This is a genomic window from Lacrimispora sp. (assembly GCF_031982545.1).
Taxonomy (GTDB): Bacteria; Bacillota; Clostridia; order Lachnospirales; family Lachnospiraceae; genus Lacrimispora.
The window spans coordinates 39,860-61,952 of record NZ_DALYXB010000002.1 but is presented as its reverse complement, the minus strand read 5'-3'; the positions used below and the strand labels follow the sequence as shown (position 1 = coordinate 61,952).

The 22,093-nt window shown below is 43.6% G+C and carries 18 protein-coding genes; 14 read left to right on the top strand and 4 right to left on the bottom strand.

Annotated features, from left to right (window positions below; translation table 11 throughout):
• Positions 1 to 39 precede the first annotated feature (39 nt).
• The 3 genes from ABS301_RS03765 (at position 40) to ABS301_RS03755 (ending at position 3,123) form a co-directional block, all read left to right on the top strand.
• Positions 40 to 912, top strand: coding sequence for a carbohydrate ABC transporter permease (locus tag ABS301_RS03765; protein ID WP_349670949.1), 873 nt, complete (start codon positions 40 to 42; stop codon positions 910 to 912).
• 67 nt (positions 913 to 979) lie between these two features.
• On the top strand, positions 980 to 1,768 hold the full coding sequence (locus tag ABS301_RS03760; RefSeq protein WP_502877945.1) for a carbohydrate ABC transporter permease: 789 nt from the start codon (positions 980 to 982) through the stop codon (positions 1,766 to 1,768).
• A gap of 17 nt (positions 1,769 to 1,785) precedes the next feature.
• On the top strand, positions 1,786 to 3,123 hold the full coding sequence (locus ABS301_RS03755) for a glycoside hydrolase family 30 protein (protein ID WP_349670947.1): 1,338 nt from the start codon (positions 1,786 to 1,788) through the stop codon (positions 3,121 to 3,123).
• A 10-nt stretch (positions 3,124 to 3,133) separates the two neighbouring features.
• Here ABS301_RS03755 and ABS301_RS03750 read toward each other — a convergent pair whose 3' ends face one another.
• Together ABS301_RS03750 and ABS301_RS03745 are read right to left on the bottom strand one after the other, a co-directional pair.
• Positions 3,134 to 3,568 carry a C-GCAxxG-C-C family protein gene (locus ABS301_RS03750; RefSeq protein ID WP_349670946.1) on the bottom strand — a complete coding sequence of 145 codons (435 nt, stop codon included), beginning with the start codon at positions 3,566 to 3,568 and terminating at the stop codon, positions 3,134 to 3,136.
• A gap of 44 nt (positions 3,569 to 3,612) precedes the next feature.
• A complete protein-coding gene (locus tag ABS301_RS03745) occupies positions 3,613 to 4,389 on the bottom strand; it encodes a TMEM164 family acyltransferase (RefSeq protein ID WP_349670945.1) in 777 nt (258 codons plus the stop codon).
• Positions 4,390 to 4,570: 181 nt separating this feature from the next.
• Between ABS301_RS03745 and ABS301_RS03740 the strand changes: the two genes are divergently transcribed.
• From ABS301_RS03740 to ABS301_RS03725, 4 genes are all read left to right on the top strand, one after another.
• Positions 4,571 to 5,413 (top strand): basic amino acid ABC transporter substrate-binding protein, encoded by an 843-nt coding sequence (locus ABS301_RS03740; protein WP_104435225.1) that lies wholly within the window; start codon positions 4,571 to 4,573, stop codon positions 5,411 to 5,413.
• A gap of 18 nt (positions 5,414 to 5,431) precedes the next feature.
• On the top strand, positions 5,432 to 6,124 hold the full coding sequence (locus tag ABS301_RS03735; protein ID WP_349670944.1) for an amino acid ABC transporter permease: 693 nt from the start codon (positions 5,432 to 5,434) through the stop codon (positions 6,122 to 6,124).
• A 4-nt stretch (positions 6,125 to 6,128) separates the two neighbouring features.
• Positions 6,129 to 6,863, top strand: coding sequence for an amino acid ABC transporter ATP-binding protein (locus ABS301_RS03730; RefSeq protein ID WP_104435646.1), 735 nt, complete (start codon positions 6,129 to 6,131; stop codon positions 6,861 to 6,863).
• 441 nt (positions 6,864 to 7,304) lie between these two features.
• On the top strand, positions 7,305 to 12,665 hold the full coding sequence (locus tag ABS301_RS03725; RefSeq protein ID WP_349670943.1) for an S-layer homology domain-containing protein: 5,361 nt from the start codon (positions 7,305 to 7,307) through the stop codon (positions 12,663 to 12,665).
• 86 nt (positions 12,666 to 12,751) lie between these two features.
• Here ABS301_RS03725 and ABS301_RS03720 read toward each other — a convergent pair whose 3' ends face one another.
• The gene (locus ABS301_RS03720) at positions 12,752 to 13,246 is read right to left on the bottom strand and encodes a GNAT family N-acetyltransferase (protein WP_349670942.1); all 495 of its coding nucleotides are present in this window, start codon (positions 13,244 to 13,246) and stop codon (positions 12,752 to 12,754) included.
• Between the two features lie 158 nt (positions 13,247 to 13,404).
• Between ABS301_RS03720 and hemA the strand changes: the two genes are divergently transcribed.
• The 7 genes from hemA (at position 13,405) to ftsH (ending at position 21,483) form a co-directional block, all read left to right on the top strand.
• Entirely contained in the window at positions 13,405 to 14,565 is a 1,161-nt protein-coding gene (hemA, locus tag ABS301_RS03715) for a glutamyl-tRNA reductase (RefSeq protein WP_349670941.1), read from the top strand.
• Between the two features lie 2 nt (positions 14,566 to 14,567).
• Positions 14,568 to 15,209 (top strand): precorrin-2 dehydrogenase/sirohydrochlorin ferrochelatase family protein, encoded by a 642-nt coding sequence (locus tag ABS301_RS03710; protein ID WP_349670940.1) that lies wholly within the window; start codon positions 14,568 to 14,570, stop codon positions 15,207 to 15,209.
• Positions 15,199 to 16,098 carry a hydroxymethylbilane synthase gene (gene hemC, locus ABS301_RS03705; RefSeq protein ID WP_349670939.1) on the top strand — a complete coding sequence of 300 codons (900 nt, stop codon included), beginning with the start codon at positions 15,199 to 15,201 and terminating at the stop codon, positions 16,096 to 16,098. The genes ABS301_RS03710 and hemC overlap by 11 nt, the downstream gene beginning before the upstream one ends.
• 18 nt (positions 16,099 to 16,116) lie before the next feature.
• On the top strand, positions 16,117 to 17,634 hold the full coding sequence (gene cobA, locus ABS301_RS03700; protein WP_349670938.1) for a uroporphyrinogen-III C-methyltransferase: 1,518 nt from the start codon (positions 16,117 to 16,119) through the stop codon (positions 17,632 to 17,634).
• A 6-nt stretch (positions 17,635 to 17,640) separates the two neighbouring features.
• A complete protein-coding gene (hemL, locus tag ABS301_RS03695) occupies positions 17,641 to 18,915 on the top strand; it encodes a glutamate-1-semialdehyde 2,1-aminomutase (RefSeq protein ID WP_349670937.1) in 1,275 nt (424 codons plus the stop codon).
• Between the two features lie 173 nt (positions 18,916 to 19,088).
• Positions 19,089 to 19,631, top strand: coding sequence for a flavodoxin family protein (locus ABS301_RS03690; protein ID WP_349670936.1), 543 nt, complete (start codon positions 19,089 to 19,091; stop codon positions 19,629 to 19,631).
• A complete protein-coding gene (gene ftsH, locus ABS301_RS03685) occupies positions 19,615 to 21,483 on the top strand; it encodes an ATP-dependent zinc metalloprotease FtsH (RefSeq protein ID WP_349670935.1) in 1,869 nt (622 codons plus the stop codon). Before ABS301_RS03690 ends, ftsH begins: the two co-directional genes overlap by 17 nt.
• A gap of 89 nt (positions 21,484 to 21,572) precedes the next feature.
• Here the strand turns inward: ftsH and ABS301_RS03680 are convergent, their stop codons facing one another.
• A complete protein-coding gene (locus ABS301_RS03680) occupies positions 21,573 to 22,076 on the bottom strand; it encodes a GNAT family N-acetyltransferase (RefSeq protein WP_349670934.1) in 504 nt (167 codons plus the stop codon).
• Between the last annotated feature and the right edge of the window lie 17 nt (positions 22,077 to 22,093).

Genomic DNA, 22,093 nt, shown 5'->3' with positions numbered 1-22,093 from the left:
CAACAGCTCCCTTTGTCTTACAAAAAGTGAGGAAAAAATATGCATAAATTATACAGCAACAAGAAAGTCATCTTTACTTTGATGGCTCCCGGGCTCTTTGTATTTGCAGCTGCCATTCTGGCGCCCATTCTTTTAAGTGTGTATTATGGTTTTACCGACTACTCAGGAATCGGAAAAAGCAGCTTTATCGGACTTGATAACTACAAAACTCTGTTTCAGGACTCCGTATTCTGGACAGCACTTCGCAATTCCCTGTTTTTGGCTATTGGCTTCATCTGTATCCAGCATCCTCTTGCCATGCTGACCGCCATTAAGTTAGACCAGCTCCAGGGAAAGGCTGAGGGACTGTTTCGCTGTATTTTCTTTATCCCAAATGTAATTTCTGTTGCGGTCATTGCCTACCTGTGGAAATTCATCTATAATCCTAACTTCGGTCTGGTGGCAAAGGTGTTAAAGAGCTTAGGGTTTACAGGGCAGCTTAATCTCTTAGGCTCCGGCAATGCAATCTGGTCAGTTCTGGTGGTTTTAATCTGGCACGGATTTGGCTGGGGAATGCTGATTTATTATACAGGTGTAAAAAATATAGATCCCGTTATGTATGAAGCAGCCTCCATTGACGGGGCAAATGGAAGGAATATTTTCTTTTATATCACTCTGCCCTTAATGAAACCGGTCATTCAGGTGAATGTGACCATGGCGGTAATCGCAGCATTAAAACAAATGGAGACCGTATATTTACTCACGGCAGGAGGTCCCGGCAATGAGACCCAGTTTATGGCAAGTTACTTATACAAACAGGCGTTTCAGTCCTATAAATACGGTTATGGTAATTCCATCAGTGTAATGTTTATTGTGATCTGTCTGATATCCACTGTTGCACTTAACCGCATATTTGCAGAAAGAGGGGAATAGGCATATGGATAAATCAGCGATAGCAACAATCAGAAATAATTCGGGAAGAGTGCTGACTATTACGGTTATGACGATCATAGCCGGAATCCAGATGTTTCCGTTAATCTGGCTGATTGATTTTTCTCTTTGCAACAGCAATGAACTGTTTACAAATGGGATTCTGGTATGGCCGAAAAAAATTCAGTGGGTGAATTATGTTCTCGCTTTTACAAACGGAAATTTTCTCCACTATTTGAAAAACAGCCTGTTAATCAATACACTGGCAGTGGTACTGGTGCTGGTAATCTCCATTATGGCGGCATTTGCCTGCAGCAGAATGGAGTGGAAATTAAAGCACGCAGCCTCCATTTTAATGGTTATGGGTATGATGATTCCGGTTCATGCAACCCTGCTTCCCAATTACGTAATTTATGACAAGCTGGGGATTACAGATACCATATGGGCATTGCTCATTCCATACGTGGCATTTTCCCTGCCCCAGGGCTTTTTCCTCACGACCAGTTTCATGAGTTCCATTCCCAAGGAGCTGGAAGAGGCTGCTTTAATCGACGGATGTGGAATTTACCGCATCCTGACCATCATTATTTTTCCACTTATGAAATCCTCAATCGTTACAGTTTCAATTATGACCTATTTAAATAACTGGAATGAATTCATGCTGGCAATTACCTATTTAAGCAGTAAGAAATGGAAGACCCTTCCCTTTGCTATTCTGGAATTTACAGGGCAGTATTCTTCCAATTACGCAGTTCAGTTTGCGGTAATGGCTTTGTCAGCAGCACCGGCATTAATTATTTATATTATTTTAAATAAGCACATTACAAAAGGGGTAGCACTTGGAGCGGTTAAAGGATAAGAGAAGGAGGTATGGCGTTGAATATACATCAGTATCTGACATTTGGAGATACAATGCTTTTGCAGGAAGAAATGGATGGGGAATTTCTTCCTGATGATGGAACGGAAAATGAGGTGATTAATCTTTATCCTCACATGGGTTATCAGACCTTGGAAGGATTTGGAGGCGCGTTTACCGATGCAGCAGGATCTGTATTTGCAAAAATGAGCAAAGAGCAGCAGGATGAACTGATCCGGAAGTATTTTTCACCGGAGCAGATGAATTACCAAATGGTCCGGATTCCTGTGGACAGCTGTGATTTTTCCACTCATATGTACGCAGCAGATGATATGGAAGAAGATGAGGGTTTTGAACATTTCAGTTTTCAGGATGTAGAGCAGTACATTCTGCCTCTTTTGGACCGGGCAGAGGCATACTGCAAACGAAAACTGCCGATTATGCTTTCCCCGTGGTCTCCTCCCGCCTATATGAAAACCAATTTAAACCGGAAAGAAGGCGGAGCCCTGAGAAAAAAGTATCACAGCCGGTGGGCCAGATATTTATGCCGTTATATGAAAGAATATACGGACAGAGGCTATCACATTCAGAGGCTTTCCATACAAAATGAACCCAAAGCAGTACAGCCATGGGATTCCTGTGTTTACTCTGCCGGCGAGGAACGAGATTTTATCAGAGATTTCCTGGTGCCGGAGATGGAGAAAAACAATTTAAGCCATATAGAATTGTTTATATGGGATCACAATAAAGAACGGGCATTTGAACGAGCCTGTGAAGTGATGAGTGACAAGACGGAAGAACTGGTTGCAGGCGTGGCGTTTCACTGGTACAGCGGAGATCATTTTGATGCCCTGTCACTGATTCATGAGAAATACCCGGATAAAAAGCTGATCTTATCCGAAAGCTGTCTGGAGTTCTCTAAATTTGGAAAAGAAGATCAGTCCGTTAATGCCGGGAGGCTGGCCCATGATATGATTGGCAATTTAAATCACGGTATGAGCGGATTTTACGACTGGAATGTCCTGCTTGACGAAAAAGGAGGACCGAATCATACCGGAAATTACTGTGACGCACCATTCCTTTATTATGAAGAGACAAAAAAACTGGAAGAGAGGTTCGTACTCCGGTATTACTGGCATTTTACCCATTTTATTCAGCCAGGTGCAGTGAGAATTGCAGCTACCTGTTATACGTCTTTCCTTGATGTAACGGCCTGGAAAAATCCGGATCATTCCATTGCAGTGATCATTCTGAACAGAAGCGGCAGTGATCTGCCCTATGTGCTTCGAATATCCGGAAAGCTGGTAAAATATACGGCAAAGGCCTCCTCTATTATAACAGCAGTAATAAAAGAATAGAAGAATCGGATTAACGTTCCGATTCTTCTTTAAATAATGTCCGTTCGATTATCATAACCGCATCAGCGATGCAGTCGTTGCAGGGGCGAAGAACTTTGCCGGTTTCAACCCCTTTTAAATCTTTACATACAACACTTCCATTCTGTTCTTTAAAGCTTTGAAGACATGCTTTGGAGGCTTCGTAAGAAGTTCTTTTGGAGTCTGGTTTATCAAGCTGAGCCGTACTGTTTTTTAAACCCGACAAAACGGCAGCAGCACCGATGGCTCCGCATGTCCCCTCCATTCCTCCCATTCCAAGCCCCATGCCTTCCGTGAAACGGAACATGGTTGCTTCATCCACACCGGTTTTATCACAGAATACGCAGGAAACAGCCTGTGCACAATTATAACCCTCTGCGTGTTTTTCCAGAGCCTTCTTTGCTCTGTCGGTCATTGGTTCTGTCATGTGTCATTCCTCCTGATGAATGATTAAATTAATGTTACTCCTGGTCAGACAGTCTGCCGGGATGAATAAAGATGAAATTTCCCAAATATAAAGTGAAAAATAAATCCACCCAGGCAGGTAACTGCCAGATAGAGAGCATTTCCGATGGAAATTCCATATTTTATGGCGATCTCATGAAACACAATCTGTGCAGATGGATAATAAGGTGAGATATAAAACATATCCGCCTGCCCCAAAGGCTTTGCTGTCCGGTTAATGACCGATGCTACAATACAACAGACAAAGAATAATGGCAGTGTCCGGACAAATCCTCTCGAGGTTGTATCAGAACAGCGGGAAAAGGCAATTACCAGGCCGATATAAATCAGCAGCAGGTGCCAGATCAGTCCGTGAATAGTCAGTACCCAGTACGGATGAAATAATCCTGACGGTTCAGCCAGTGCCATAATTCCGCCAAGGAGATTAAAATCCTGCATAAAAGTATAGAGTATCGTCTTATTTCCCGCAGAAGGTACAAATGGCAGCACCAGACAGAAATACATAGGCAGGCTGCACAACTGAAATGGAAAATACCACCAGTTGTAAGTCTGGTCATTCACCACATAATATAAGAATAACTGTTTATAGCATTCCGAGGCTGCAAGTATAATGCCGCAGAGAAATAAAAGTCCGGGTAACTGGTTGTTCTTTATTTTTCTTGTGGTGTAATAGGACAGAAAAACTACGAAAATGAGCCCTGCAGAGACAAAAAAAAGGTGAAAAAACGAGTAGGGGGCAGGCGGTGTCATAGGCCATGCCGTTTTTATAAGGATATCCTTCATATCGGTTCCCTTTCTTCCCTGATTATCAATCAGGTATATTATAATGGATGGCAAAAAAACATGCAAGGCAATTGAACAATCTTCCTCCTAAGTACTTGATTAATTCCGAAAATGCTATATAATGTATAACTGATACTTATTTTATAATTATGCAGATTTGTGTATAAGAGGAGGAATCATTATGAAGAAAAATAAAATTGCAGTTGCAGTAGCATTATGTATGGCAGCAGTATTAACCGCATGTGGCGGAACAGCAAAAACAGAGACAACAAAAGCAGCAGGAGCTGAGACAACAAAAGCAGGAGCTGAGACAACAAAAGCAGCAGGAGAAACTACAAAAGCAGGAGCAGAAAGTTCAGCAGCAGGCGGTAAGCTTGTTATGGTAACCAATGCAGAGTTCCCTCCTTACGAATATCATGATAACAATGATATCGTAGGTATTGATGCAGATATCGCTAAAGCCATTGCTGATAAGATGGGAATGGAACTGGAGATTCAGGATATGGCATTTGATTCCCTGATCCCTGCTGTTCAGTCCGGCAAAGCAGATTTTACCGCAGCTGGTATGACTGTAAATGAAGATCGTAAAAAGAATGTGGACTTTACTGATACCTATGCACAGGCAGCTCAGGTTATTATTGTAAAAGATGGCAGTGAGATTAAGGCACCGGCTGATTTAGACGGCAAGAAGATCGGCGTTCAGACCGGAACAACCGGAGATATTTATGCAGGAGACATTAAGGATGGCAATATTCAGCGTTTCAACAAGGGAATGGAAGCTGTTATGGCTCTTACCCAGGGAAAAGTTGATGCCGTAGTCATTGACCGTGAACCAGCAAAAGTATTTGTAAAAGAAAATGCAGGCTTAAAGATTCTTGATGAAGCATTTACAGAAGAAGAATATGCAATTGCTGTTAAAAAAGGAAATACAGAACTGTTAGAGAAGATGAATGCTGCAATCAAGGAATTAAAAGATTCCGGCGAACTTCAGAAGATTGTGGATAAATACATCACAGCAAAATAAGAATAAAGGAAGAGTGCCATGTGGGAAAAGCTAAGAGATGATTTCTATCAGAATTTTATCGTAGACAACCGTTGGAAATACATTGCCGACGGATTGCAGAATACGTTAAAAATCACGTTTTTTGCAGTCTTAATCGGAATATTGCTGGGATTTTTAGTTGCAGTGATCCGGTCTACTTATGAAAATACACATAAGCTGAAGGTACTGAACTGGATCTGCGGGCTTTATCTTACAGTAATCCGCGGAACACCGGTAGTAGTTCAGCTCATGATCATGTATTTTGTGATCTTTTCCTTTCATGATCCGGGACAGGTATTTACTGCGGTAGTCGCATTCGGAATCAACTCCGGTGCCTACGTGGCTGAAATCTTCCGAAGTGGTATCAGCAGCATTGAAAAGGGGCAGTTTGAAGCAGGAAGGAGTCTGGGCTTTAACTATGCCCAGACCATGTGGTTTATTATCATGCCCCAGGCGTTTAAAAATGTAGTCCCGACTCTGGCCAATGAGTTTATCGTGCTGTTAAAGGAAACCTCAGTAGCAGGTTACATAGGACTGCAGGATTTAACGAAAGGCGGAGATATTATTAAGAGCCGCACCTATTCTGCATTCATGCCTCTGATCGCAGTGGCAGTCATATATCTGGTTATGGTTATGATGTTTTCACAGCTGGTAAAGGTACTGGAGAGGAGGCTGCAGAGAAGTGAGCACTAATAATATGGAAAAACCTCTGATTCAGGTACAGAATCTTGGGAAAAAATTTGGCGATATGGAAGTGTTAAAAGACATTTCCGTTGATATTTACAAAGGTGATGTGGTGTGTGTGATCGGACCCTCCGGTTCGGGAAAAAGTACATTCCTGCGTTGCCTAAACAGACTGGAAGAGCCCAGCGGCGGTCATATTCTATTTGAAGGCGCCGATATCGTGGATAAGAAAACCGATATTGACAAGCACCGTCAGAAGATGGGAATGGTATTCCAGCAGTTTAACTTATTCCCTCATATGACAATTTTAAAGAACTTAACGATTGCACCGGTTAAGCTGCAGGGAAAAAGCGAGAAAGAAGCGAAAGAACAGGCTTTAAAGCTTCTTCATAAGGTAGGTCTGGCAGACCGTGCGGATGCCTATCCCAACCAGCTCTCCGGCGGTCAAAAGCAGAGAATTGCCATTGTACGTGCCTTGTGTATGAATCCGGATGTGATGCTGTTTGATGAACCCACTTCTGCACTTGATCCGGAAATGGTAGGAGAAGTGTTAACCGTTATGCGGGAACTGGCGGAAGAAAAGATGACCATGGTAGTTGTTACCCATGAGATGGGATTTGCCAGAGAGGTGGCGACCAGGGTTATGTTTATGGACGGCGGTTACTTCCTGGAAGAGAACGAACCTGGAGAATTTTTTGCTAATCCAAAGAATGACAGGCTGAAACTATTCTTAAGCAAAGTACTTTAGTGGTATTATAGTTTCAAAACTTAAAAAAACATCTTGAAATGTCACTGATTTGTTACTGAATCAGTGACATTTTTGTTTAACGATTCTGTTTATCGAAAATATTCTGCAGTATAAAAATTTACATCTATTATTTTCCAAAAACATGTGATATACTACAAAAAAATGTCGAATTTGTTGTTTTTGTGTTGAATTATCAGAGACCACTAGGCTAAGATTTAGTCAGGATTGCTGATTTTTTTTGATTAAACTATTTTTGAAAGGGGTTGAGCGCTAAGATCATTTATGAGATATAAATAAAGACATTGCGGCCACACAACAAAAGGGAGGAATTATGCTGTAAATCTTTTAAGTCGATCCTATCACGTTTCAGCGCAGGGAAGCCAGTGAGAAGGACCAGACATAATACTCCATATCTCTGTAAAAAAATTAGGGAGAGTACGTATGATGAGGAGAATAGTAAGCATATTTTTAATAATATGCATGGTCGTTGGTCTGACGCCGATATCGGTAGTGGCAGAGGAAGGGAATCCTGGCCAGACATCGGAAAGTTTTACCACACAAAGTGAGAATTATGAATCAGCAACACCTTCTGAGGCAGAAGAAGAGCCAGAGACGGAAGAACCGCAGGAAACGCAGGAAACACAGGAAGCAACCACAGAACCGGAAGAGCTTGCAGAACCGGAAGCAATTACAGAACCAGCTGCAATGCCTTTTGAGTTTGAAGAGGCAACGCCGGCTCAGGCACTGATGGCAGGTGTGGATCCTGAAATTGAGTATCTGGCGCCAGAAACATATGCATTTAATGCTGCAGATGAAGGTTATAGTTTTATTGCGCCACTTCAGGTACGCATTAATAATATTGGGGAAGCTTCCACTGGCACTCTGGATGTTGTATTAACCGGAAATAACAAAAATGACTATAGTGTTACCAAAACGTCACTTCCCAGCATTGGTACGGGTCAATCGGATTATTTTAATGTAGCTCCCAGAACAGGGCTGATCACTGGTACATATACGGCTACAGTGACAGTATTAGAAGGTACTACCAAACTTGGGAGTACGGAATTAAGTTTTACGGTTACACCTGCGGGAGCAAAATACCCGGTAGATATAAAAACTTATATTGATAATGCTGCCTCCAATATGGAAGGAACAGTGGAGTTAAGAAACCTCAAAACAACTATTGAGGTGGAAAATACCGGAACCGGTGTCTATAAAACAACTGCCCCAAACGGCAGCTACAGTGTTTATGTTAACGGTATGGATACCAACCGGATTCTTGCTGTAAGCAATGGAAGCAGTCCAATGGAAATTGATTATTATTCAGTCAATTTTTCATCATCTGATACCGGAACAGCCACGGGAAGCAAGATTAGTGCGACTGCCGGAGGAATCAGCATTTCCAGTGGGTCGAAGGTAATAAAAGGAACCCCTGTTACCATTACAGCATCAGGAATTGGTGCAGCAAGCTATACTTACATGTGGAGCGGAAGCGGAATAACCAGTGGTCAGACTACAGAATCAATCAATACGACTTACCTTTCCAATACCATAAGCGCATTATGCGAGGTAACCGGAGTTGGAGTGATGCCAACAGATCCTGATTATAAAATTGGTGAGAACAGTTATATGTGGACCGGCTCAGATCAGACCATTGTACTGTCAGGAACCAATGAAACACTTAGTATTTTAAAACCTCCGACAGCTGTTATCAGAATTGATGTCCGTTCTGAGGATTTGTCCACAGTGACAATTGATGGAAATGATATTTCCTGCGATAAGACTTATATAGAAGTTTATAATGATATTACGCTGAATCTGATAGGCCTTACGATTACTGCGCCTGATAAAGCGGGAGTGGAAAGCTCTGCAATGGTTCTTAATAAAACTGATGACGAAACGGATCAGATGAATATTAATGTCAGTGGAACCTGTAATTTAACCGGTTCCAGCTGGGGAAGTGGTATTCGCTCCATACACGACCAGGATTTGTCCATAACTGGTAGTGGTACATTAAATGTAACCGGCGGCAGCACTACCGACAGCAATCTTACCGCAGGTCAGGGAATTGATATGGAAGGTTATACCTATGCCAGTAATTCCGGTGCCAAGCTTACCATTGACGGAGGCGTAACGGTTAATGCAACAGGAGGAGTTGGTGAGAATCATAACGGAGGAACCGGCATCAGAGTTGGCTGGGGAACGATACGGATTGGAAAATCGTTGGTTACAGCAACGGGAGGAGATTCAACCGCAGCCAGTAACTGGACTCCTGGGCATGGTATTCAGGTTTCCTACCCTGCCAATAATCATTCTAAGGGCGGAAATATTCTTATTGAGGATGGCACAGTAACCGCAACCGGAGGTGATTCGGAAAACACCCCTGCCGGAAGAGGAATTGATGCAATGAGCCAATTGGACATCACCGGAGGAACTGTAACTGCAGAAGGCGGCTACAGCAAAAAAGCTCTGGGTGGATATGGAATTTATGCTTATGAGCAGAATGTAAATATATCTGGGGGAACTGTAACAGCAATGGGCGGTGACAGTCAGGATTCCAATGCCGGAACAGCAATTGCTACCAATTACAAAGATGTGAATATTACTGGAGGAACCGTAAACGCCATTGCAGGTAACGGTAAAACAAACAGTTCTCTTGGATTGTACAGCTATTCGGGTAACATAAACATCTCCCAGGCTTCAGTAACCGCCATAGGCGGCAATGGTCAGATCAACGGTTCCCACGCCGTTTATACACATACCGGACTAATAAACATTGGTGATGGAGCTGATGTTACTGCCATGGGTGGTAACGGAACTACCGGAGTCGGTGGTGTTGGACTGCGTGCTTACGGAAGCAGTGAAGTATCAAATGCTGACCGGGGAACTGTCAGCATTTCAAAAGATGCAGGAGATATCTATATTCGCGGCGGCCGGGGGGCATCCGCAACCCGGGATTCTGTAATGGGAAGAAACATATACATTTCTACCGGAAATATTGATCTCATTTCAATGGAAGCCGGGGCTTCCCGTACAATTATGAATGCAGAGGGCGGTGATAACGTATACCGTATGAAAGCGGTAGTCAGTCCTGCAGCTGAGACTGTTATTTCCTCAGAAGTAAACGGAACACCTGGTAGATACACTTACAGAGCTGTAACAAAGGACGATGGTGCAGCATCTCTGTGGCTTCCAGCAGGTTCACAGACGGTATCATCATCTGGTTATGTAAGTAAAACTGCAGATATACCAGGAAATGACAGTTCCGTAAAAGAAGTGACCCTCGCAAAGACATCTAATGTAACTGTACCAGGAGCACCGCAAAATGTTACAGCAGTTGCCGGCGATCGTAGTGCGGTTGTAAGCTTTAGTCCGCCAGCAAATAACGGTGGAAGCTCCATTCTTTCCTACATTGTAACTGTAAGTCCGGGAAGCATGGTATTTAGCGGAATTTCCAGCCCGATCACAGTAACCGGACTGACAAATGGGATTTCTTATACTTTTACGGTCTCTGCTGTGAATACTGCAGGAACAGGACCAGCGTCCGTCCCATCTGCTCCGGTAACACCAAAAGCAGTTGTGGAAGGCACTTATAAAGTTTCTGGAAAAGTAGTTGAGGAAAACGGCAATCCCGTACCAGGTGCGTTCCTTGTACTAAAAAAAGGAAACCGTCAGGTAGGAATCACTTCAACGGACGAAACCGGTAATTTTACAATCAACGGTATACCAAACGGTACCTATAATCTGCAGGTAACGAAAGATGGTAAAGTTGTGACAGTTCTGGTTGTGGTTGACAATGAAGATTGCGTACTAAGTGATTCAATCAGAATGCCGTCAGGTACGATCAACAGCATTGTCGAAGTAAAGGCCGGAGCTCCTGATATTGTAGTGGGTAATTTAGAGGAACAATTTACCCAGGAAGATAAGGATTTTGCACAGATTTCCGGCAACAAGATGGAAATCAAACTGGTGGCAGATCTAAAACAAAAAGAAGAAATTAAAGATGATGCAGATAAGATCTTAAATATGGCCGGTGGAAGTACCATAGGCCTCTACCTGGATCTGTCCGCATTTAAAACACGGACAGAAAACAACATACCAGGTACACCCGAGAGGCTGGGAAATCTCCCGGAGATTATTGAAATTGTATTTCCAATGCCTGAAAATCTGAGAGGAAAATCAGGGATAAAAGTACACAGGGTTCATAATGGAATCCCACAGACCCTTCAAAACGGCAGTCCGGATGAAAACGGGGAATATTTTGTAGCAGCAACAGATACAATTACCATTTATACAAAGAGCTTTTCAACCTATGCAATCAGTTACACTGAGAGCGGCACAGGAGGAAACGCAGGAAGTGACAGCAGTTCAGAAACATCAAAAGCAGTCTGCAGCAGATGGCCAGGCCAGCCGGTTATGGGAAGGGAAGATATTCCGGTCACCCATACAGAGAATGGAGAAGCTTATGCAGCAATTACAGAAAAAGCTGTTTTAGATGCTGCAACCAGAGCTTGGGAAGAAGCAAAAGCAAAAGGAAAGACAGCAAACGGCATCGGTATTTCTCTGACTGTAAAAGATTTAGGAGATCAGAAGGTTGTTGGATTTGTTATCCCACAGTACATATTAAAGATCCTGACTGAGAAATATATCAGACAGTTTGAGTTAAAGAGCGGTATGATAGCCTTAAATCTGGATTTGGAGGCACTGAGAAATCTTCGTGTCCAGAGTACGGGAGACGTTACCATTACCATGGCTCCCGAGACCAGACGTTCCGGCAATGCCCAGACAATCATTATGAACAGACCAGTATACCGCGTAACAGCCGGATATAACAAAGATGGCAATCATATGGAGATTAAATCAATTGGAAATGGAAGTGCCATCTACTCAATTCCATACACTCCGGACAAAGAAGAATCAGGATATCTTTACGCAGTATCGGTTGACGAACAGGGAAATGCAGCCCGTATTACAAACTCTGCATATGACGTTAATACAAAGAGTATCATCTTTTCCTCCAATCAGTTCCAGGCAGGCGGAGTGGGTTATACCCAGGGCAATCGTTTCACTGACATCTCCACTCACTGGGCAAAAGAAGCAATGGATTATGCTGACGGACGGGGGCTGATTACCGGTACCTCTGACACCGCATTTTCACCGGATGATAACATTACCCGGGGAATGCTTGCCACAGCGCTTGGCAGGCTGGCAAATGTCGATCCAGGGCTTTATCAGGCCAACAGTTTTACAGATGTAAGTTCTGACAGCAATGCAGCTTCTTACGCAGACTGGGCGAATAAAAAAGGTATTATAAAGGCTTCTGTAAACAGCCGGTTTTTACCGGATCAGCCTGTAACAAGAGAAGAAATGGCTCTTATTTTACAAAATTATACGAAAGCGGTCATGAGTTGCCCGTTATCCATTACCAGAGATGCAATTAACTATGATGATAACGCAAGTATTGACAGTGTATACAAAAAAGCGGTTACTTCCATGCAGCAGGCAGGCGTGATAATGGGCGAAAAGAATAATAACTTTAATCCAAAAAACAACGTCACCCGGGCTCAGGCCAGCATGATGCTTTATCGTCTGGCAAAGCTCACCATAGATCCTTCCAGTGCACAGAACTGGGCACGCAATGATGGCGGCCAGTATCTCTACTATAAGGATGGAAAAGCATTTACCGGATGGCTGGATGCAAATGGTAAGAAATATTATTTCTATGCCGATGGTATCCTTGCGACAGGCACTAGAATTGACGGACATGATGTTGATGAGAATGGGGTTATGAAACCAGAATAACAGATAAGAAAATAGTTATGAAAATCCCTCTGATTATGAAAAAATCGCTTTTTCTTCTGCGTTTTTCCAATCAGGGGGATATTTTATTACAAAAGTTTTGCCATATAATATTCATCAACTGCTATGCCATCTACAATCATGGAACGCTCTTTCTTCCCTTCGATGAAAAATCCCATTTTCTCATACAAATGGCGTGCCTGTTCATTCTCGGTCATGACGGTCAGTTCCAGTCTGGTAATGCCTTTTTCTCTTGCCCACTGTTCCATTTTCTGAAAGAGCATTGCTCCGTATCCGTTACCTCTGTAGTCCTTTAAAATACCAATAACCAGATAGGCACTGTGGCGAATCCTTCTTGGCTCTCCCCTTAAAGCAGAAATAAAACCGACTAATTCCCCTTCGTTTTCCAGCAATAGAAAAAGGGATCCGTTTCGCTCCCACTGCTCAATTCTATGCTTCATATCATCAGCTGTAGCAGTCCGTTCTCCAGGTTCATACATCATGAAACTGGTTTCTGTATCCAGCTGTTTTAACATTTTTACCAGGAGATCAGAGTCTTCCGGTGTGACTGTTCTTATGTGCATCAGCATTTCCTCCTATTAAAAAGTATTTCTCTTATTATACCTGGCATCTGAAAAAATGCAATCGGAGTTTTAACACTCCATTGCCCTGCGTTTGGGGTTGTGGTAGAATAGGAACGTGGTTTTGATTACGAGGTTTAGAGAAGAAAGCTGGAAAAAACATGTATTGTATGAGTGTGAGCCACAAAAAGGCTCCGGTAAATATCAGAGAAAAGTTAGCCTTCAGTACAAAAGAAAAGGCTGAATTAATAAACAGACTGATGAATAAGGACTCCATAACAGGGGTGGTTGTGCTTTGCACCTGCAACCGCAGTGAAATTTATGTTTCGGGATCAAAGTATGCCATTGGGGAACTCCAGCGGGAGGCTGCCGATTTAAAGGGAGTGCGTCTGGGGGAATTAATTAAATATTTAAATGTCTATACTGAAGAGAGTGCGATCCGGCATTTATTTAAGGTTGCCTGTGGTTTCGATTCCATGGTTTTAGGGGAAGATGAGATTCTGGGACAGGTTCGGGAGGCTTATCAGTATTCCAGAGAATCAGGGGCTGCGGATTATGAGCTGAATGTGTTGTTTCAGAAAGCGATGGCTGCAGCAAAGCGGATTAAAACAGATACCAGACTATCCAGAACCCCTCTTTCCATCGCAACTCTTGTGGCAAATGAAGTATTTCATTTTAACAATGAGGGAGAGTATAAAGATGTTATGGTCATCGGAATGACAGGGAAAATGGGGGGAACCATAACCAAGAATCTGCTGAGTAAGCCCGGTATCCGTGTGACAGGAACGGTCAGAACCCACTCCTTGGACCTGCTGCTGAAAGTGGACAGCGACCGGATCAGGGAAGTGGATTACAAAGAACGCTACCAATATATGAATGATATGGATGTGGTGATCAGTGCAACTTTAGGACCTCACTATACCATAACCAGAGAAGAACTGGAAAAATGTGCGAATTCGGAGAAAAAGAGGCTTTTTATTGATGTAGCCGTACCCGTTGATATGGACCCTGAGATCAGGGAATATCCTGGACTTACATTATATGATATTGACTATTTTGAAACACTATCAAAGAACAACACCCAGATTAAGCTGAAAGAACTGGACTGTGCCAGAGAGATTATGGAAGAAGAACTGGACGGGGCATTAAAGGAAATTTTGTTTCATCCTTATATTTCCCAAATGGATGAATTAAAAGAAGCGTTGTCCGGTAAGAGGCTGGACACCCTTTTATATCGCATTCGGGATCATGTTACCAGTGAGGACTTAAAGGTTGTGCTTCGCACTTTAGATGGGTTAAAGGACTGGATGAGAGAGGAGTGACAATGGCTTATTTTCCGTTTTTTGTAGAGCTTGAAGGGAAAACGTGCCTCATTGCAGGCGGTGGAATGGTGGCTTACAGAAAAGCACTTGTGTTAAAGGACTTTGGGCCTGAAATTACGGTGGTTGGTTTAGAGATGATTCCTGAGATGGAACAGCTTGCCGCCGGATGTGACAAGACCATGACTCTCATCAGGCGGGGCTTTGAAGATAAGGATATTGGAAAGGCTGATTTTGTGATTGCAGCAACATCAGACGAAGAACTGAACAGGCACATATCTGTCATCTGCCGACAGCAGAAGATTCCGGTGAATGTGGTGGATGTACAGGAAGAATGCAGTTTTATATTTCCCGCACTGATTAAAGAAGAGGATATTGTTGTGGGAATATCCACAGGAGGCAGTTCTCCCACCATTGCCCAGTATTTAAAAAAACGGTTTAAAGAAGCGATTCCCAAGGGATTTGGCATGCTGGCTGGCCAGCTTGGTACCTACCGGGAACTGGTAAAGGAAAGGGTCCCTTCCCTTCCGGTTCGGACTGAGATCTTTAAAATCATGGTAAAAGAAGGAATCAGGCAGGGCGGAGTATTTACCAGAGAACAGGCCATAGAGCTGATAGAAAGGAAACTTGGGGAACATGAAGATTGATACAATACGAATTGGAACCAGAAAAAGTGCACTTGCTGTCGCACAGACCCAGCTGGTCGCCGATGCTTTAATAAAGGTTACTCCCGGACTTACCGTGCAGCTGACGAAAAGGCAGACAGAAGGAGACCGGATTCTCAATAAGCCGCTTTTGGAGTTTGGCGGAAAAGGAGTGTTTGTAACAGAGTTTGAAGATGCGCTTTTACGGGGAGAGATTGATTTGGCTGTCCATAGTGCAAAGGATCTTCCAATGGATTTAAAAGAAGGTCTTGGAATTGTGGCAGTCCCGGCGCGTGAGGATCCAAGAGATGTACTCATAACCTTAAAAGGCAGTGACTTAAATAAAAGGGAAGAGATTGTGATTGGTACTTCCAGCTTAAGAAGAAGGATACAGATCGAAGAGATCGGAAGTACCTTATGGAAAGAAATTCCGGTCCGGTGCGAGAATTTAAGAGGGAATGTGCAGACACGTTTAAAACGGCTGGCTGATGGGGACTTTGATGGAATCATCCTTGCAGCAGCAGGGTTAAACCGCCTGAATATTCAGTCAGATCCAGCCTTTGATTATCATTACTTCGACTGTGAGACCATGATTCCCGCCGGAGGACAGGGAATTCTGGCGGTAGAAGGAAGAATTGGAATGGAAAACTGGCCGGAGATATGGCCAATTGAAAATAAAGAAGCAAGGCTATGCCTGACACTGGAGCGAAAGATATTAAAGCTGTTAAATGCAGGATGCCATGAGCCGGTGGGAATCTACTCCCGTATTGAGGAAGGACAGTTTGAGGTCTTTGGTATCAGAAGCAGAGACAGTCAGATAAAAAGAATCCATCTTAAGGGTAAAACAGAGGAACTGGACAGCCTGGCGGAAGAAGCCGCAAAGAGACTTTAATTGAAAATGGAGAATGTCATGAAGAAAAATGGAGTGGTATACTTAGTCGGTGCGGGGCCGGGCGATCCCGGTCTCATCACCCAAAAAGGATGGAAGCGGCTTGGCAGCTGCGATGCACTGGTTTATGACTCCCTTGCTTCGGATTATTTCCTCGATGAGGTACCGGACCATTGCAGAAAGATCTATGTAGGAAAGCGGGCAGGAGCCCATTCCATGAAGCAGGAAGAGATTAACCGGCTCTTAGTGGAGTTAGCAGAGGAAGGTTTAAATGTGGTTCGTTTAAAAGGAGGAGATCCCTTTGTATTTGGACGGGGAGGAGAAGAGATTCTGACACTTTCGCAGGCAGGAATCCCCTTTGAAGTAGTACCTGGTGTGACCTCTGCGGTGGCAGCGCTTTCCATGGCAGGAATTCCTGTGACTCACAGGGCGGTGAGCCGCAGCTTTCATGTAATGACAGGACATACTCTCTCTGAGAATGGAACACTTCCGCCTGATTTTGATTCCTTTGCCAAACTCTCTGGAACACTGGTTTTTTTAATGGGACTTTCCAATCTTTCCCTGATTGTCAATGGTCTGATTAAAAATGGAAAGCCGGAAGATACACCGGCAGCTGTGATAGAAAACGGAACCCTTCCGGAGCAGAGAATAATCCGTGGAACTTTAAACGATATTGAGAGCAGAGCAAAACAGGCGGAGATTAAAAGTCCTGCCATCATTGTGGCAGGGGATGTGGCCGCCCTGGATTTTTCTTCTACCCTGAATCTGCCCCTGAAGGGCTGCAGGATTGGTATTACCGGAACCGAATCCTTTACCGGCAGACTTCGCCAGGAGCTTGCAGAGCTTGGAGGAATGACAGACAGTGTATTGACTTTATCCATAGACTCCTATCGTTTAGGGGAAGCCATGAATGAAGCATATCAAAGGCTAAAAACCTACTCCTGGCTCATATTTACCAGCGCCAATGCAGTAAGAGAATTTTTCACCGGGCTTTTCGAAGGCGGTTATGATTTGCGCTCACTTGGAGCCATAAGATTTGCAGTGGTGGGGAAAGGTACGGAAAATGAACTGGTTAAGTTTGGCTTTCATGCCGATTATATTCCTGACCGCTATCAGGTAACAGATCTTGCAAATGGATTAAAAAACCTGCTGTCAAAAGAAGACCGGCTGCTCATACCCAGGTCATCAGGCGGGTCGCTGGAACTGAACCGGGTTCTTGACGAAGCTGGGATCTGTTACGATGATATTGTTTTATATGATGTGGCGTTGAAAAAAAGGGAACAAGATGGACTGGAGAACGTATTGCCTCCGCTTCATTATCTGACTTTTGCCAGTGCTTCCGGCGTAGATGCATTTTTTCAGGGGGAAAGAGAGAAAATCCTCGGTTTGCTTTCCTGTTTGAAGGTAGTCTGCATCGGTGATATCACAGCAAGGGCACTTTCCCGGTATGGAAGAGAAGCTGATTTAATTGCACCGGTTTACAGCGTATCAGGGCTGGCAGAAATCATTTGCCAGGACTGGTGTAAAGAAAAGGAGTAAATTATAATGAACACAGAAGAGTCAAAGAAACTGTTTGAAGAATCCGGAAACTATTTCCCAGGCGGAGTTAACAGCCCAGTAAGAGCGTTTGGCTCTGTGGGGGGAGTTCCCGTTTTTATAAAAAAAGCGGAAGGATCCCGTATTTATGATGAGGATGGGAATGAATACATTGATTATGTGAACTCCTGGGGACCCTGTATTCTGGGACATGCATATCAGCCAGTGGTAGAAGCGGTAAGAGAGGCATGCCTTTCCGGCTTATCCTATGGCGCGCCTACGAGAAGAGAGCTGGAACTTGGAAAACTGATTACAGAATGTATTCCCTCCATGGAAATGATGCGAATGGTCAGCTCCGGAACGGAAGCTGTCATGAGTGCCATCCGCGCAGCAAGAGGGTTCACAGGAAGAGACAAAATCATTAAATTTAAGGGCTGCTATCATGGACATTCTGATGGTCTTTTAGTAAAGGCGGGTTCCGGAGCTCTGACAGGCAGCGCACCGGACAGTGCCGGTGTGCCTGAATCCTATACGAGACACACGCTGTTAGCCGGTTACAATCAGGAAGGTACAGTGGAAGAACTGTTTCGCCAGTATCCCGGAGAGATTGCAGCGATTGTGGTAGAACCTGTGGCAGCCAATATGGGATTGGTGGCTCCAAACCTAAGTTTCCTTGAATTTTTAAGAGACATTACAACCAGATATGGAGCTTTGCTGATCTTTGATGAGGTAATCACAGGCTTTCGCATGGCGCTTGGAGGTGCTCAGGAATATTATAAGGTGAAACCGGATCTGACCACTCTTGGTAAGATTGCGGGAGGCGGCATGCCCATGGGCGTTTACGGCGGACGCAGGGAAATCATGGAAGTTGTATCGCCTCTTGGGAAAGTTTATCAGGCCGGAACATTATCCGGGAACCCCATTGCAACTGCGGCCGGAATTGCAACAATAAAAGCCCTGATGGACAGGACGGATATCTATTCCTCCCTGGAGAAAAAAGCGGATACCCTGGTGCAGACTTTAAAGGAGGTTCTCCCAGGCGCACAGGTGAACCAGGCAGGTTCCTTATTCAGTGTATTTTTTGCTGAGCACCCAGTGGTGGATTATGAGTCAGCTTTAAAATCGGATACCCGGATGTATGCAAAGTATTTTCACTATCTCCTTGAACATGGTATCTACACAGCTCCTTCCCAGTTTGAGATTCTGTTTTTGTCAGCAGCTCATACCCAGGAAGATATCGAAGAGACGAAAAGAATTATGAAAGAAGCGGCGGCAAATTTATAAAGAGAAATGCTTGGAGGATGTTGCAGAAATTTATCTGTACCATCCTCTTTTTTTATTGTTATAAAAGAAGAAGTATAAATTCTAAAAGAACCATAAATTGTATTAACATTTACTCGAATCTATTGATAAATGTTTTGATTTGGTATATTTTATTGGTAGAGGAGGCGAAATATATGGACTATTTAGTTGTGTATACAAGTAAAACCGGAAATACTCAGAAGGTAGCCATGAAGATATTCGAAGCGCTTCCGGGTAAATCGAAGGATATTGTTAATCTGGAGGAATACCATGGAGAAGAAGCAGATACGTATTTTGTAGGATTCTGGAACAACAGGGGAATTTGTACAACAGAAGTAATTGATTTCCTCTCCGACCTCCATGGCAAACAGATCGCTTTGTTTGGTACCTGCGGAATATTTGAAAATAAAGAATATTTAAAGCAGGTGGAAAATCAGGTTTCTGTTTTTCTGCCGGAAGATAATGAATACCTTGGCTGCTATTTATGCGGAGGTAAGATGGGACCAAAAGTACTGGAGAAATGCAGGCAGAAGCAGGCTCAGCTTAATACTCCCCAGATCAGGGAGATGATTTTAGCCTATGAAGATGCCATGCTCCACCCCAATAAAGAAGATTTAGATCAGGCAGGTGTATTTACGGAATCGGTGTTAAACCGGATTCAAAGGAAAAAGGAGGAGCGAGATGGGATTAAAAGATGATGGGGGTTCTGGAAAGAACCATAAAAAGCCATTTATTTATTATTACATGATTGTATTGGTCCTGATGATTATATTCAATGCCATGGCGGTACCGTGGCTTCAGTCAAAGGCAGTGACGGAGGTTCCCTACAGTACCTTTTTAGAGATGGTGGATCAGGGCAAGATTCAGGCAGTTGCCAAAACGGAAACGGAGATTCAGTTTAAATCTGATACAGGAAAGAAGGACTGGGAAGGAAAACCGGTCTACGCTGTTTACAAGACAGGTATCTGGCCGGATGAGACTTTGACAGAACGGCTGATTTCCCATAATGTTGAGTTTGAAAAAACTATTGTTCAGCAGATGTCGCCGTTGATTTCCATTCTCTTAACCTGGATTGTTCCCATTCTGATTTTTGTATTTCTGGGTAATTTTTTATCCGGTCAGATGCAGAAGAAGATGGGTGGAAATACCATGTCATTTGGTAAGTCCAATCCGAAGATTTATGCAGAATCTGAAACTGGAAAGAATTTCACGGATGTAGCGGGACAGGAAGAAGCCAAGGACGCGTTAAAGGAGATTGTAGATTTTCTTCATAATCCAGGTAAATATGCTTCCATCGGAGCTTCACTTCCAAAAGGAGCCCTGCTTGTGGGACCTCCCGGTACTGGTAAGACCCTTCTTGCCAAAGCGGTGGCAGGGGAAGCCCATGTTCCGTTTTTCTCCATATCCGGTTCTGAGTTTGTGGAGATGTTCGTAGGTATGGGTGCTGCGAAAGTCAGGGATTTATTTAAACAGGCCAATGAAAAGGCTCCCTGTATCGTATTTATTGATGAGATTGATACCATTGGAAAGAAGCGTGACGGCGGTGGATTCTCTGGCAACGATGAGAGAGAACAGACCTTAAATCAGCTTTTGGCTGAAATGGATGGATTTGACGGTAAAAAAGGAGTTGTGATTCTGGCAGCTACCAACCGCCCGGATTCCTTAGATAAAGCACTGTTACGTCCAGGCCGTTTTGACCGCCGGATCCCGGTAGAATTACCGGATTTAAATGGTCGTGAAGCCATTTTAAAGGTACATGGAAAAAATGTAAAGCTGTCTGATGATGTGGATTTTCACGCAATTGCTCTTGCAACCTCAGGCGCGAGCGGAGCGGAACTGGCCAATATGATTAATGAAGCTGCATTAAGAGCCGTGCGCATGGGAAGAAAAACTGTGACTCAGATCGATTTAGAAGAAAGTGTGGAAGTGGTGATTGCCGGATATCAGAAGAAGGATGCCTCCGTCAATGTGGAAGAGAAGAAGATCATAGCTTACCACGAAGTAGGGCATGCCCTGGTTGCTGCGTCCCAGACCCACTCTGCACCTGTTCATAAGATTACTATTATTCCCAGAACTTCAGGAGCTCTTGGATATACCATGCAGGTGGATGAAGAAGAACGCCATCTGCTGACAAAGGAAGCAGCGCTTAATAAAATTGCCACATTTACCGGAGGAAGGGCAGCAGAGGAACTGATTTTCCAGACAGTTACAAGCGGTGCGTCCAACGATATTGAACAGGCAACAAGAATAGCCAGGGCGATGGTTACCCGTTATGGTATGACCGATGAATTTGATATGGTAGCACTTGAGACAGTAACCAACCAATATCTGGGCGGTGACACATCTCTTGCCTGTTCTCCGGATACTGCAAAGAGGATTGATGAAGCAGTGATTGGAATTGTACGGCAGCAGCACCAGAAGGCTTATGAGATACTAAAAAGCAATCTGAACAAGCTTCATGAAATAGCTGAATATCTGTTGGAACGAGAAACCATTTCCGGAGAGGAGTTTATGGAGATATTTAAAAGAGAAGCTGTAAAAAGCTTATGAATTAATGATTGATCTGATAGAACAGAAACAGAGGGAGTGCTGCAGTTTTGCAACACTCCCTGATTTTTTAATATGAAAACAACCTGTAATCAGGGCCTGATTAGAGAATACATTTTCATGTCAATAATCTGCCCGTTTTTAACAGCATTGCTTCTAAGCACGCCTTCACATATAAATCCGTTTTTTTCAAGAATTTGGCAGGAGGCAGTATTGTAGGCAAAGGGCTCTGCAAAAATCCGTATTATATCGGTATGTTCAAAAATGTATTTACAGGTTTGCTTAATCGCGCTGGTTCCAACTCCTCGTCCCCAAAAACTCTCTGCAATATAATAGCCCAGTTCCGCAGTTTGACTGTGGATATTATCTTTGCGGTACACCCCGATACTTCCAATTGGATTATCTTCAACTGTGATTGCAAAGACATAGGTTTTAGTTTCATCAGCCTGGAGCGTTGCATGAATGAAATCCTCAGCATCTTTTTCCGTGTATGGAAATGGCAAATCTCTTAGATTATCAAGAATTTTTTTGTTATTCAAAACTGCTGCGAGGGCTGCTGAATCCTCTGTTTTCCACTTGCGAATACTACATTCCATACCATTTCCCTCCTATT